Origin of the sequence: Pseudoalteromonas sp. SR43-5 (assembly GCF_014163835.1) — a bacterium.
In the GTDB taxonomy this organism is placed as follows: domain Bacteria; phylum Pseudomonadota; class Gammaproteobacteria; order Enterobacterales; family Alteromonadaceae; genus Pseudoalteromonas; species Pseudoalteromonas distincta.
The window spans coordinates 83,471-98,153 of the sequence record NZ_JACJEA010000002.1 but is presented as its reverse complement, the minus strand read 5'-3'; the positions used below and the strand labels follow the sequence as shown (position 1 = coordinate 98,153).

The 14,683-nt window shown below is 38.8% G+C and carries 14 protein-coding genes; 13 read left to right on the top strand and 1 reads right to left on the bottom strand.

Going from position 1 to position 14,683, the window contains the following annotated elements:
- Positions 1–84: 84 nt before the first annotated feature.
- Positions 85–1,362, bottom strand: a complete 1,278-nt coding sequence (locus tag H5090_RS01880) for an amidohydrolase family protein (protein ID WP_182694883.1) — start codon at positions 1,360–1,362, stop codon at positions 85–87.
- 154 nt (positions 1,363–1,516) lie between these two features.
- On the opposite strand from H5090_RS01880, the gene H5090_RS01875 reads away from it, so the two are divergent.
- From H5090_RS01875 to H5090_RS01815, 13 genes are all read left to right on the top strand, one after another.
- Positions 1,517–3,358: a DUF885 family protein gene (locus H5090_RS01875; protein ID WP_182694882.1), complete on the top strand. Its 1,842-nt coding sequence runs from the start codon at positions 1,517–1,519 to the stop codon at positions 3,356–3,358.
- Positions 3,359–3,455: 97 nt separating this feature from the next.
- The gene (locus H5090_RS01870) at positions 3,456–3,968 is read left to right on the top strand and encodes a YcgN family cysteine cluster protein (RefSeq protein ID WP_004334734.1); all 513 of its coding nucleotides are present in this window, start codon (positions 3,456–3,458) and stop codon (positions 3,966–3,968) included.
- Entirely contained in the window at positions 3,968–4,480 is a 513-nt protein-coding gene (locus H5090_RS01865; protein ID WP_024595017.1) for an RNA methyltransferase, read from the top strand. Before H5090_RS01870 ends, H5090_RS01865 begins: the two co-directional genes overlap by 1 nt.
- A 78-nt stretch (positions 4,481–4,558) precedes the next feature.
- The gene (locus H5090_RS01860; protein ID WP_182692723.1) at positions 4,559–5,449 is read left to right on the top strand and encodes an ABC transporter substrate-binding protein; all 891 of its coding nucleotides are present in this window, start codon (positions 4,559–4,561) and stop codon (positions 5,447–5,449) included.
- An 88-nt stretch (positions 5,450–5,537) separates the two neighbouring features.
- The gene (locus tag H5090_RS01855; RefSeq protein ID WP_182694881.1) at positions 5,538–6,794 is read left to right on the top strand and encodes a sugar MFS transporter; all 1,257 of its coding nucleotides are present in this window, start codon (positions 5,538–5,540) and stop codon (positions 6,792–6,794) included.
- Positions 6,795–7,049: 255 nt separating this feature from the next.
- The gene (locus H5090_RS01850; protein ID WP_182694880.1) at positions 7,050–8,939 is read left to right on the top strand and encodes a methyl-accepting chemotaxis protein; all 1,890 of its coding nucleotides are present in this window, start codon (positions 7,050–7,052) and stop codon (positions 8,937–8,939) included.
- 12 nt (positions 8,940–8,951) lie between these two features.
- Complete coding sequence (locus H5090_RS01845; protein ID WP_182694879.1) at positions 8,952–10,034, top strand: GGDEF domain-containing protein; 1,083 nt, start codon at positions 8,952–8,954, stop codon at positions 10,032–10,034.
- A gap of 13 nt (positions 10,035–10,047) precedes the next feature.
- Positions 10,048–10,662, top strand: a complete 615-nt coding sequence (locus H5090_RS01840; RefSeq protein ID WP_024594646.1) for a DsbA family protein — start codon at positions 10,048–10,050, stop codon at positions 10,660–10,662.
- Between the two features lie 251 nt (positions 10,663–10,913).
- On the top strand, positions 10,914–11,666 hold the full coding sequence (locus H5090_RS01835; RefSeq protein ID WP_004334751.1) for a DUF3450 domain-containing protein: 753 nt from the start codon (positions 10,914–10,916) through the stop codon (positions 11,664–11,666).
- Positions 11,667–11,676: 10 nt separating this feature from the next.
- Positions 11,677–13,044 carry a MotA/TolQ/ExbB proton channel family protein gene (locus tag H5090_RS01830; protein ID WP_165723865.1) on the top strand — a complete coding sequence of 456 codons (1,368 nt, stop codon included), beginning with the start codon at positions 11,677–11,679 and terminating at the stop codon, positions 13,042–13,044.
- A 3-nt stretch (positions 13,045–13,047) separates the two neighbouring features.
- Positions 13,048–13,575, top strand: coding sequence for a MotA/TolQ/ExbB proton channel family protein (locus H5090_RS01825; RefSeq protein ID WP_010552929.1), 528 nt, complete (start codon positions 13,048–13,050; stop codon positions 13,573–13,575).
- 53 nt (positions 13,576–13,628) lie between these two features.
- Positions 13,629–14,042, top strand: a complete 414-nt coding sequence (locus tag H5090_RS01820) for a biopolymer transporter ExbD (protein ID WP_004334764.1) — start codon at positions 13,629–13,631, stop codon at positions 14,040–14,042.
- A 12-nt stretch (positions 14,043–14,054) separates the two neighbouring features.
- Entirely contained in the window at positions 14,055–14,660 is a 606-nt protein-coding gene (locus H5090_RS01815; RefSeq protein ID WP_024597386.1) for an energy transducer TonB, read from the top strand.
- Positions 14,661–14,683 lie beyond the last annotated feature (23 nt).

The following is a 14,683-nucleotide window of genomic DNA, read 5'->3' as shown; positions in this document are numbered from 1 at the left end:
GGGGGCGGTGACCCTTTTATGGCATATTCAATATGGGGGAGAGTTTTATTAAGGCTGAGTAAACTCAGCCTTAATAGCGTGTATTTACAATTGGTTTTTATAAACAACCCCTGCTTTCATTACAAAAGGTACTGCCTCTAAGGTTTTAATACTTTTAAGAGGATTTGCTTTAACCGCAATTATATCAGCTGCAAATCCGGTTTTAATTTGTCCTAACTGAGTATCCATTTTTAATAACTTAGCGCTATTAATAGTTGATGCTTGAATGGCTTGTAGTTCTGTCATGCCAAATTCAACCATGCGGCTAAACTGTTTTGCATTATCTCCGTGCGGGTAAATTGCTGCATCGGTACCAAAGACCATTTTAACACCCGCTTTTACAGCACGGCTAAAGCTATCACGTTGCCTTTTAGAAACTTGGCGCTCTTTATTTAGGTTTTCTTCGTCTACGCCGTTTTGCTCGCCATAAGTGAGTGTGTATTCGGTGTTATAAATATCCATAGAAAGCCAAGTTCCATGCTCTTTGGCAAGCGCTATCGCTTCGTCATCTAAAAAGCTGGCATGCTCTACGCTATCAACACCTGCTTTAATGGCTGTTTTTATACCGCTTGTACCGTGTGCGTGAGCAGCTACTGGTAAATCTCGCATATGGGCTTCATCAACAATGGCTTTCATTTCTTCAAAAGAATACTGCTGTGCACCTACTTTAGTCCCTTTTGAAAATACTCCACCTGTGGCGCAAAACTTAATAGCATTTGCCCCGTATTTAATATTTTCGCGTACTTTTATACGCGCAGCCCATGGACCGTCTGCGACGCCACTTGAAGTATATTTAAGCTCAGGAGGCAGGCGGTTGTTATCACAGTGCCCGCCAGTAATGCCGAGTGATGGGCCTGCAGCCCAAATACGAGGGCCAACTATGTCACCCGCATTTATGCCGTCACGCACGGCTATGACGCTGTAACCTTCTGCGCCAACATTACGTACTGTTGTAAATCCAGCTTCTAAGGTTTTTTTAGCAAAATGAGCCGCTTTAATCGCCATTCTAGGAACTGACTGGCCTAAACGTTCACTGCGCGGCACCGTAGGGTCACTCGTTAAATGCACATGCATATCCATTAAACCAGGCATAAGGGTCAAATCAGGGAGTTGAATATGTTTATCATCTTTAGTTAGCATTGGTTTTTTATTTTGTTCAACATTAGTGATCACGCCATCATCTATAGTAATTAAGGGCGATTTAATGAGCTTGCCATCTTTAACATCAATCATGGCTTTAGCCGATAGGTATGTAACTGCATGGCTATTAAAAGTGGTTAAGCAAAGTAAGGCAATAGAGGTGCTGAGTAGTTGTTTTTTCATTTTATTTTTCTTTTAAATCATATTTGAATTAATAGAAATGTAACAAGTTCAGATAAAAGTGCAAATTTAATACGATGAACGCAATCTATCGTAATTACTTTATTAAGCACGGTTTAATGCGCATAATCAAAAAACGATATTAAAAAGGATTATCATGAAATCTATTAAATTAGCATTAGTTGCCAGTGGCGTTATGTTTGCTTTAAGTGGCTGTATGAATACTGAGCTTAGTACACAGACTAATACCAGTACGCAGTTAAACACAGTTAACGCATCAGCAGGTATTGTTTCAGAGCTTTCAGCAGAGCAACAACTCGATGTACTTGTTGCACAGTATTACGATGAATCGCTCACATATAGCCCCATCAGTGCAACGTACAATGGTCGTAACGAGTTTAACGATCAATTCACGCCTGTGATTTCAAAAGAAAATAGAGCTAAAAAAGCCGCTTTTTATAAAAAATATCAACAGCGATTAAACTTTATAGATAAAGCACAGTTAACAGGGCAATCGCTTTTAAGTTTTGAAATATTAGAGCGTGACCTTGCACTTAAATTAGAAGGCATGCAGTTCCCTGATTATTTACTACCAATAAATCAAATGGCGGGTGCGCATAACACCTTTGCAGGTTTTGGTTCAGGTCAAAGTGCTCAGCCGTTTAATACCGTTGAAGATTACACGGCTTTTATCTCGCGTAGCGAAGGTTTTGTAAAGTGGCTTGCAAGTGTAGAGCGTTCAATGGCGCAAGGCATCAAACTAGGTATTACGTTACCAAAACCACTTGCTGAAAAATTACAGCCACAATTTGCAGCTCATGTAGTTAAAAATGCCGAAGACTCATTATTTTGGAGACCAGTTAAAAAATTACCAGAATCGTTTAGCGAACAACAAAAGCAAAAAATTACAGCGCAGTATCGTCAATTGATTATGCAGCACTTAGTACCGGCTTATAAAAGTATGAGTGACTTTTTAGCTAATCAATATATTCCTAATAGTCGAGAAAGCGTAGGTTACAGTGACTTACCAAACGGTAAAGCATGGTACGAATACCAAATTAAGAAAAACACGACGCTTAGCTTATCTGCAGACGAAATTCATGACATTGGTTTAAGTGAAGTGTCGCGCATTTTAAGCGAAATGAAAAAAGTAAAAGAAACCGTAGGCTTTAAAGGTGAGCTATCTGAATTTTTTGATCATTTACGCGATTCAGATGAATTTTACTACGACACGCCCGAGGAGTTAATTGCGGCATATGAAAACGTTAATAAAAAAATAGATGCGCGTTTACCTCTACTTTTTAACATAGCACCCAAAGCACCTTACGTTGTAAAAGCAGTTGAAGCCTACAGAGCGCAGTCGGCAGCAGGTGCATCCTATGCATCTCCGGCGCCTGATGGCTCTCGCCCTGGTATTTTTTATATCAATGCTTATAACTTAAAAGCGCAGCCTAAATTTTTACTCGAAACTTTATCGATTCACGAAGCAGCCCCAGGTCATCACTTTCAAATAGCACTTCAGCAAGAAATAGAGGGCTTACCTGATTTTCGTAAATTTGGTGGCTATACCGTGTTTGCAGAAGGTTGGGCGCTTTACGCAGAAAGCTTAGGCAAAGAGCTAGGCTTATTTACCGACCCTTATATGTGGTATGGACGTTTATCGGATGAGCAATTACGCGCAATGCGTTTAGTGCTTGATACTGGTTTTCATGCAAAAGGGTGGACGCGTCAACAAGGTATAGATTACATGCTTGCAAATTCATCTATGGCTAAAAGTGATGTAATTGCTGAAGTAGAGCGATATATTGCATGGCCAGGACAAGCGCTTTCTTACAAGTTAGGGCAATTTAAAATTCAAGAATTACGTGATTTTTCTAAAAAAGAACTCGGTGATAAATTTGATATTAAAGCGTTTCACACGCAAATATTAATTGATGGCGCATTACCAATGCCAATCCTTGAGGAAAAAATTAAGCGTTGGGTTAAATCTCAAAGCTAATTTGTAGCGCAAAGCCAGTACTTTGAAAGGGTATTGGCTTTGCGCCATTTACAGCAATACGGTAGAATGCGCGCTCTTTAGGGGGCACGAGTAAACTATGTTTGATCAACAATTAGCAAATACACAATTTTGGCTTAAAAAAAGCTTAAGCGACATGAGTCAAAACGAATGGGAAGCCATTTGTGATGGATGCGGAAAATGTTGTTTAAATACGTTTATTGATAGCGAAGATGAAGACGAATTTACCGCCACCGATCAGTTACGCGAAGGTGAGCAATTAATATTTACTAATATTGTATGTCAGTATCTTGATAACAACACCTGTGGTTGTAGCGAATATGAAAACCGCCAAACGCTTGTTCCTTCTTGTGTAAAACTCACAAAAGAAAACCTTAAAGACATCTTTTTTATGCCACAAAGCTGCAGTTACCGTCGTTTACATGAAGGTCGTGGTTTGGCTTCTTGGCATCCGTTATTAAATAATGGTGATAAAACAAAGATGCATGAGCTAGGTATTTCTGTAAAAGACAAAACAGTAAAAGATTGCGATGTAAAGCTCGACGACTTTGATTTGTACATTGCAGAATGGCCAACAAAGGACGTAGATTAATGAGTAAACAACAAGCCGTAATTGGTTTAATCAATCCTAAAAGCCCGACTAATGTTGGTGGTGTATTGCGAGCAGCTGGCTGTTATGACGCTAAACAAGTTTTTTTTACAGGCAATCGCTACTTAAATGCCAAAAAATTCCATACAGATACAAAAAATGTAGTGGAGCGTATTCCTTTAACCGAAACAGATAATTTAGAAGCAATAAAGCCACAAGGCGCAACGGTTGTGGTTATTGAGCTTATTGAAGGTGCAACACCTTTACCTGAGTTTAAACATCCTGAAAATGCATTTTATGTATTTGGGCCCGAAGATGGTTCTGTATCAAAAGACGTCTTAAAGTGGTGCGATGAGGTTGTTTATATTCCAACTATTGGCTGCATGAACTTAGCGGCAACCTGTAATGTAGTTTTGTATGATCGCTTAGCTAAATTAGGCGGCGTTGAGAGTAGTGACGATACTATTATTAGCTCTCGTGATACAAACAATAAAATGAGGTGGCAAAAAAGCTGATTAGTTAAGGTTTATTTGTGCAAAAGTGTTAGTAGTAGCTAAACTTAAAAACACTATTAATCACAAATAGATACTAAAATGCGCTGGTTTTATTTTATATTATTGCTAACAACTAGTAATAGTTTTGCTGAAACATCGGTTGAGTATTTTCAAAATGGTACTCAACACACTTTAACTGGGCATTCCCATAAATCAGGGGTGCTCTATGAAGCTAAAAACTCCAAACAAACACTTCATCTAGCCACACTCGATTGGCCTCCCTATATTGGTAATAATGTATGTAATAAAGGCTGGGTTTATCAATTTTCAATTGCCTTGTTAAATAGTAAGGGCTACAGCGTATATATTGAATTTTTGCCTTGGGCAAGAGCGGTACGAAATGTAGAACTAGGCAGGGCTGACATACTAATGCCTGAATACTTTATAGAAGATACAGCCCCCTCCGATTATGTTGATGGTAAAACACGTCGAGAATTACTCGGCTTATCTAATTCGTTTAAAGGTGGCGAAATTGCTTTTTTAAAAAGGAAAGGCGATACAGACCATTTCACAGGAAACTTGAACTCGCTCAAAGGGCTTAAGATTGGTGTTGTTCGAGGGTATCAAAATACGCCAGAGTTTGATGCCATGATGGACAATGGTGAGTTTGAAGTTATCGCCTCTGTTGATGACTTACAGCTTGTTAAGCTACTGACTGCTAAACGTGTTGATTTGGTTATAGGCGATCCTCAAGCTTTGAAATCATCTGTGGCTTACTCCTCTTTAACTAAACCTGAAAAACAGTCTTTGCTTTCTTCCATTGAGCAAGAAAGCATTCCTTTGCAATATAACTCGTTATATTTTGCCATTAGTAAGCGTGCACATAATTGGCTTTTAGTATTAGAGGATATAAACGAAGGGCTTTATCAGTTTAATAACAGTGGCGAAATAGACCGAATTGTTAGAGCGACCAACACGCAATGTGAATAACGCCACTGGAACGTTCCATAAGTGCGCTGACTAATTTATATTTAAACATGTAAAATCGTTTTCAACTTGTTAATGGAGTGAAAACGACGTGAGTGAAATAAATACAAACCAATCATTCGCGGTCAACGAACAGCCAAATAAAAATTATCTGTTTCCACTGACTGCAATGACGACCCTATTTTTTTTATGGGGTTTTATTACTGTTTTAAACGATGTACTAATACCACGCTTAAAAGGCGTATTTGATTTGAGCTTTTTTGAAGCGATGCTAGTACAGTTTTGCTTTTTTGGGGCTTACTTTATTGTTTCTATTCCTGCGGGGCTTTTAGTTAAGCAATTTGGTTACAAAAAAGGAATTTTAACTGGTTTAATTGTGGCTTCAATGGGGTGTATGTTGTTTTACCCTGCTGTTGTAGTACATGAATATTGGCTATTTTTAGGCGCTTTATTTGTACTTGCTGCTGGTGTAACTGTACTTCAGGTTTCTGCTAACCCTTATGTTGCAGCTCTTGGCAGTGAAAAAACAGCTTCTTCTCGTCTAAATTTAGCACAAGCACTTAATGCGCTTGGTACTACCGTTGGGCCTTATGTTGGTGGTTTATTATTTTTCGGTACGGCAGGTAGTTTAGCCGCATCGGCAGCAACTGCTGAATCTGTAAAAGTGCCTTATTTAATGCTTGCTGGCGCTTTATTGCTTATCGCTATTATATTTGCCTTTATAAAGCTTCCAGAAATTGAAGCCCACAAAGAGGAAAATAATACAGCAATTGAATCTCGTTCGTTAATGCAAGCACCGCACCTAACTATGGGTGTACTTGCTATATTTTGCTACGTAGGCGGGGAAGTTGCCATTGGCAGCTTTTTAGTTAACTACTTTGGTGAGGCGCACATAGCAGGGCTTGAAGAGCATACTGCGGCCGCACTTATTAGTTATTACTGGGGCGGGGCAATGGTAGGGCGTTTTATAGGCTCTGTATTATTACAAAAGATAGCACCTTCTAAAGCTATAGCGTTTAATGCATTTAGTATTATTGCGCTATTATTGATCACTATTTTTACTCAAGGTGACGTCGCTTTATACTCAGTATTGGCAATTGGTTTATTTAACTCAATTATGTTCCCGACTATATTTTCAGTTGCAATCGAGCGACTAGGATCATTGACGAGCAAAGGTTCTGGCTGGTTATGTTTAGCAATTGTTGGTGGTGCACTTGTACCATTACTGCAAGGGTTTATAGCTGATACAGTAAATATACAGCAAAGCTTTTTTGTTCCAATGTTATGTTATGTATTTATTGCATGGTACGGTTTAAATGTTGTTCGCTTAGCAAATAAGTGGAAATAACAGACTATACAAGAGTGACTGAATACGTATTCAGTCACTTATAAAGCTACATTTAATGGGAACGTTCCATAAAAAATAAATCTAGTCATTAATTATTTAATATTAGCCAGTTACCCACGAAAGCCTTTTGTTTTACAATCCTTTATTCTTATTTTTCATCAATAACCTAACTGTAAGTCTCTTTTACTAGGACATTTAGCTAAATTTTTGCTAAAACAGTAAGGCTAATAACGATAAATAATAAAAAGGGTGTATATGCTTAACTCGTTGAAATTTACTTCCAAAGTGACTATTGCAGCCTCCTTAATTTTGGTTTTGGTGTTAGGGTTATTTACTTTTAATAACTACATTGCGATGCGCAAGCAAACCGAGCAGCAGTTAAGCTTGGTATTGCAACAAAATTCCGAATCTGTTTCACAAAATATAGCGAGTTGGTTAAATGCAAAGTTGGCGATTGTTATATCAATTGCTAAAACCCATAAAGCTAATGATTCTAAAGCACTCACCCTTTCACAACTAAATACAGCAGAGCTTGCTGGAAGCTTTAAAAATACTTATATAGGTAAATCCAGCGGCACGTTTATATTAAACGATCAAACGGTTGTATTACCTGCAGATTTTGATGCTACTTCTCGTCCTTGGTATAAATTAGTCGAAAACAAATCAAATACCGCTTTTACAACTCCTTATATTGATGTAACCACTAACGAGCTTACAATTTCAGCGGTAGTACCCATACTCCAAAATGGTCAGTTTAGCGGCGTTGCAGGTGCCGATATTGATATGCAGACCGTGACAAAAATTATCAACGATATTGACTTTTTAGGACTCGGTTATGGTTTTTTACTCGATAATAAAGGCCAAGTGTTAAGCCATCCAAATGCTCAGTTAAACTTAAAAAATACATCAGACATATTTGGCACGAATACACCTTTACAAAGTGAGTTTACCCAGTACGAGATAAACGGAGAGTCTAAGCTTATTTCGTTTACAAAAATTAGTGGTATTGAAAACGTAGATTGGTACCTAGGTGTTGTTATAGACAAAGATAAAGCGTATGCCAGTGTCTCTAATTTTGGCCAAACCGCAGCTGTTTTTATGGTGATAGGAATTATCACTATTATAATTATGATGCAGCTTTTATTACGCTATTTAATGCAGCCAATGAATCGTTTAAACGATGCTATTAAAGATATAGCACAAGGTGAGGGCGATTTAACAAGGCGTTTAACCGTTGAAAACGACGATGAATTTGGCGATTTAAGCTATTCATTTAATATTTTCATCGAAAAAATTCAGCATTCAATAGAACAAGTAAAAGAGTCTACAAAGCAATTAGATACAGCTATTGAGAGCTTGGTATCACAAACACATTCTTCGCTGTCTATGTATGATGATCAAAGTAAACGAACCGATAGCGTTGCAGCAGCTATCAACCAGTTTTCTGCCACATCAATGGATATTTCAAGTAATGCAGAGAGTGCATCGCAGCTTGCTAAAAATGCAGATGAACACTCAACACAAAACCAAGAAGCATTAAGCCACAGTGTTGCAACTATCCACCAGCTCTCGGGTAATATGGAAAAAGCTCAGCAAACTATAAACAGTTTAAATACGCATACAGCCAGTATTGGCCAAGTGCTTGAAGTTATTAAAGGTGTAAGCGAGCAGACTAATTTATTGGCACTTAATGCCGCAATTGAGGCGGCTAGAGCAGGAGAGGCGGGACGCGGTTTTGCCGTTGTAGCAGATGAAGTTCGCCAATTAGCGCACCGCACTCAACAGTCAACGCAAGAGATTGAAGACACGGTTAGTCAGTTGCAAAAAGGCTCAAACCTTGCTGTAGAGCTTATGAAAACAAGCCTTGAAGGCAGTGAAAAAAGCGTGCAACAAGCCGATGCTGTTGGCAATTTAATGAGCCATGTTATACAAGCGATTCAACAAATTAACGATGCAAATCACTCTGTGGCCACTGCAACAGACGAACAAAACCAAGTTGTTAAGTTATTAGATACAGATATTCAAACAATTAATTCGCTTTGTATACAAGGCAAGGCCAACTTAAATGACACGCTTGACGAATGTACCAAACTAAAACAACAGTTTAGTGCTTTAGAAAATATGGTTCAAAAGTTTAAAGTATAAAGTATAAAATTAATGACTAAAAAAAATGTGAATAAACCAAATTGGCTCAGTCTAATAAATATCGACAGTGTTTATAGCTCAGATATGCAACGCAAAGCGTTTTCTTTATTTACCATGATTGGGATTTCAATTGTGGTGATCGCAGTATTAGTGTTTTTTAATTATAAGCTTTATTCGCCACTACTGACCGCTTCATTAATTATCGTTAACATTACAAATATATGCTGTTCTATCTACTTTATAAAAACGGGTAACCTGCAAGTTGTGGCATTAATAAGTATGAGCATTGTGTGCATGATGTTTATTGCACTTGTTTATACCGGCGGTAAAGATAATACCGCGCTATATTGGCTAATGTTTTATCCTGTCGTAACGTTTGCATCTTTAGGGGTTAGATTAGGTGCTTGGTTAGGCTGTACCTTACTGTTTTCTTGTATTGTTATTTTATACGGCCCTGACTTTGGTCAAGTTAGCTATGGCAACGTAGAAAAAACACGTTTTATAGCGTCCTTTTCTATGGTGTTTTTATTCTCATTTATTGGTGAGTATTTTAGGCATAAAAGCCACATGGCTATTGCCGATATTACGCTAGAGCAAAAACAAGATGCTTATACTGACCCCCTTACTGGCATAGCAAATAGGCGTTTTATTACCTCTCATTTTTTAAAGCTTGCTCAAACACGCCCAGAGCAGTACTTACCTTTTTCAATTTTGTTAATTGATTTAGATAATTTTAAATCTTTAAACGATACGCATGGCCACGATTTTGGTGATACGGTATTGATAGAATTTACCAAACTTCTTGAGTCTCAATTTTTGGCAACTGCGTTAAAGGCCCGTTATGGCGGTGAGGAATTTGTTGTTATTTTACCGCAGCTCACAGCCTCTGCAGCCTCTGTAATTGCGAACAAATTTCGAGAAGCCGTGGCAGGGCATATTATATTTACTGATGACAAGCAGAGTATTTCAATCACCTGTAGCATTGGTATTTCCCAAGTAAATAAAGTAACTGATTATGATGATTCGTTAAAGCAAGCTGATGAAGCTCTTTATAGTGCAAAGGCTGCTGGTCGTAATAGTGTCGTCTCAAACTAGTTGAAGGATTAATATGTCTCAAAGTAAGTTAATATATGTTCATGACCCAATGTGTAGTTGGTGTTGGGGTTACTCACCAACCTGGCTTAAGCTAAAATCAGAGCTTGCTGGTAAAGTGGCAATAGAATATAAAGTAGGTGGTCTTGCTCCCGATAGCCAAGACCCAATGCCACAAAATATGAAAGAGATGCTTGAGGGCACTTGGCATAAAATTTCAGCTCAGCTAGGTACTCAATTTAATTATAACTTTTGGCGCAATTGCCAGCCAAGGCGTTCAACGTATCCCGCATGCAGAGCTGCACTTATAGCGCGTAAAGCGGGTAAAGAAGCTCAAATGGTGGCTGCTATCCAACACGCTTATTACCTAAACGCACAAAACCCGTCTGATGAAAGTACATTAATTAGTTTGGCTGAAAAAATTGGCTTAAATAAAGATGAGTTTTCGGCGCAGCTAGCGTCAAGCGAGCTTAATGATGAATTTAAAGCTGAGTTATCCTTTGTTCGCACTTTACCAATTCAAGGTTTTCCCTCACTAGTGCTTATTAAAGATAATAAAGCTTACCCTATAGAAATTAATTATACCGATTGGCACTATTCTCTTAATCAAATTAATTCAATTTTGGATTAACCACCTTCTTGCATCTTCTTAATAGGGGGTATTTGGCCAGCAAGTACCCTTATTCGCGTTAAAACCTCCTTGTAAGTCTCAATTGTTACCATTGTCATAAAAGCGACTTTTTTGCGCAACATCCTTGTCATGTTTCATCTATAAACTCCTGCTCATTGAATTATTAAGTCATAAATTATTTATATAACAAAGTTTATGACCTAAAAAAACAAACTAGCAAATCCGCTAACTAACGAGTAAAGGTGTATGCGATGAAAGGCGTTAAACCATTAATCTTAGCTGGTATTGTGGCCGCAAGTGCAGCAGTACACGCAAACGATTTAGATAAGGTTATTGATAAAAGCAGTGAAATTAATAAATCAGCTGCGCAATCACAAACAAAAATAGACAAGATTGCAGATTCAATGCAAGGACGTTTACAGCAATTTAAAACCCTCAATAAAGAGATTGATGGTTTAGCTGTATACAACGCCCAGCTAACTAAACAATTAAATAATCAAATAGAAGAGATGGAATCTTTAAACCTGTCAATGGATCAGGTTTCTATTATTGAACGTCAAATTACGCCGCTAATGCTTAGAATGATTGAAGGTCTTGAGCAGTTTGTATCTTTAGATATTCCATTTTTAGCTGATGAGCGCACTAAGCGCGTTACGTCTTTAAAAGAAATGATGAATCGTGCTGATATTAACTCAAGTGAAAAATTTCGACGTGTACTTGAAGCGTATCAAGTAGAAGTAGACTACGGGCGCACTATTGAAGCTTATACCGCACTTTTAAATGTGGATGACAAAGAGCGTGAAGTTGATTTTTTACGCATTGGCCGTTTAGAGCTTATTTACCTAACACGCGATGGCAAAAAAGCAGGTAGTTGGAATGCAGATACAAAATCATTTGAAGCATTACCAGACTCTACAATAAGCCAAATTAATAAAGGTTTACGCATTGCGCGTAAACAACTTGCCCCAGATATGTTAACTCTGCCAGTACATGCAGCAGAATAAGAGGTTGAAAATGAAATTGTTTACTCAAATGACAAAAATAGCTCTTTTTGCTGCAAGCCTAAGCATTACTGGTGCAAGTATAGCGGCAGAGCCAATGAACTTAGATTCATTACTTAAAACGCTCGAAAATGGTAAATCAGCTCAAAGCGAGCAAAATAAACAACGTGAACAAGAGTTTGCTGCTCGCCAAAACGAGCAAGTACAAACACTTAAAAATACCCAAGCAAAGCGCAATCAAATGCTGGTGGAATCTGAACGTCTAGAAACGCAATTTGAAGAAAACGAAGTAAAACTTGCTAACTTAACAGACACGCTTTCTAAACGCATGGGTTCGCTTAAAGAGTTGTTTGGCGTTCTTCAACAAGTTGCAGGGGATTCTAGTAATAAGTTTGCGACATCAATAGTATCTGCTCAGATTGATGGACGCAGTACGTTTATGGATGACCTTGCTCAAAAGATGGGCTCAACTTCAAAACTTGCGTCAATAGAAGATATTGAAAAAGTATGGTTTGAATTACAACGCGAAATGACCGAGCAAGGTAAAGTAAGTCGTTTTAACGCAAGTGTTATTGTTGAAGGCGGTACTAAAGCACAGCAAGAAGTTGTGCGAGTGGGCGCATTTAACCTCGTATCAAACGGTAAGTATTTAGAGTTTAACTCCTCGACTAATTCTTTGAGTGAATTAACTCGCCAACCTGTATCGCGCTTTACTGCAACAGCAGAAGAGCTACAAAGCACTAAAAGTGGCGTGGTGCAATTTGCACTTGACCCAACAGGCGGCTCTATTCTTGGTTTATTAGTACAAGCACCTGATACACAAGAACGTGTTCATCAAGGTGGCACAGTGGGTTATGTGATTTTAGGCGTAGGTGTTATTGCACTTCTTATATCACTTGAGCGTTTTTTCTCACTATTGATTATGGGCGGTAAAATTCGTCGCCAGCTTAAAGATACAGTTGCACGTGATGACAATCCGCTTGGACGCGTAATGAAAGTAAAAGATCAATTTCCAAGTGTTTCACACGACACACTGGAGCTTAAACTAAGTGAAGCTATTTTACGTGAAATGCCAAAAGTGACGCGTAATTTAACACTTATCAAAATCATCTCTGTTGTTGCGCCGCTACTAGGTTTATTAGGTACGGTAACCGGCATGATCAATACATTCCAAGCAATCACCTTATTTGGTACTGGGGATCCTAAGCTTATGGCGGGTGGTATTTCTCAAGCGCTAGTAACAACGGTATTGGGCTTAGTGGTCGCCATACCAACGGTATTTTTATACACCTTACTTAATACGCGCGCTAAAAATATCTTGTTAACTATTCAAGAGCAGAGCGCCGGTATTATTGCTGAGCGAAGCGAGAAAGGAGCATAAACCATGGTGCTATTGATTGATTCAATCAATGCTATCCGTGATTTTCTCGACACTGGTGGCCAAGTTCTCTTGGTCATCGGGGTGTTAATCTTCGCGATGTGGTTATTGATACTCGAGCGATTTATTTACTTTTTTAATGGTTTTAGAAGCTATAAACACGCTCTTAAAGCCAATTGGATTAACCGTGCAGAACGAGATAGCTGGAATGCAGAGCAAATACGCGAAGCTATGATATCGCGAGCTGGTATGCGCTTAAACACCAATCTTTCTTTGATTAATGTGATGGTTGCTTTGTGCCCGCTACTTGGTTTGTTAGGCACTGTGACGGGCATGATAGAAGTGTTTGATGTAATGGCAATTACTGGCACAGGTAGTGCGCGTTCAATGGCATCAGGGGTATCTAAAGCAACTATTCCGACAATGGCAGGCATGGTAGGTGCGTTATCTGGGGTATTTGCCTCAACGTACTTACAACGAAAAGCTAAGCGCGAAGTAGAACTACTACAAGACAGCATGGTTTTAGACCATTAAGCAAAATTTTGATAAGCGGCTTATATAAAGCCACTTATCCTAGGAGAATAAAAATGAGAGCCCCGTTAGGAAACCTATTTCAAGAAGACGAAGCTGAAGAAATAAACATGACCCCAATGTTAGACGTTGTATTTATCATGCTTATTTTCTTTATTGTAACTGCCTCTTTTGTTAAAGAAGCCGGTATTGATGTAAACCGCCCAGAAGCCGCAACAGCTGTTAAAAAAGAGCGTGCTAATATTTTAGTGGCTATTTCTGATACAGGCGAGATTTGGATTAATAAACGTCAAATTGATGTACGCGCAGTACAAGCCAATATCGAGCGTTTAAAAGCAGAAAATCCACAAGGTAGCGTTGTGATTCAAGCAGATAAAAAAGCCACTACCGAAATGTTAATAAAGGTGATGGATGCCTCGCGCGCGGCGGGCGCATTTGATGTATCAATTGCCGCACAAGATGCGTCTTAAGGGCTAGTTATGTTGCGATATTTAGTTGCATTAGTGATAGCCGGTGTAGTGACCTTTATGTTGTTTTTAGGCATGCAGGCACTGATCACTGGCGGTGAAGGCGCTATGACGGATCCGGTAAAGGGTAACGTACTTGATTTTGTTCGCTTGAAAAAAGAAGAAACCGTACAAAAAAAAGAGCGTAAGCCACAAAAGCCACCAACACCAAAAGAGCCGCCACCACCAATGGAATCACCGCAAATGCAAAATAGTGATGCTACAGCAAATGCTAACAACTTTGACTTTGGTGCCAATGTAGATGCGGATGTAAATTTAGCCGGCGGGTTAGCACTTGAAACAAGTGATGGTGAATACTTACCGATTGTAAAGGTGGCCCCAGTTTATCCGCGCCGTGCGTTATCACGTGGCATAGAAGGCTACGTTATTGTTGAATTTACAGTAACTAAACAAGGCACTGTACGCGACCCACAAGTAGTAAAAGCAGAGCCTGAGTCACTCTTTGATAGAGCTGCGATGGATGCAGCCCTTAAATTTAAATATAAACCGCGCGTAGTAAACGGTGAAGCCGTTGAAGTTGCGGGTGTTCAGAACAAAATATCTTTCCAAATTAGCGGTTAATTAGTAATTAACCACGAGTAAAC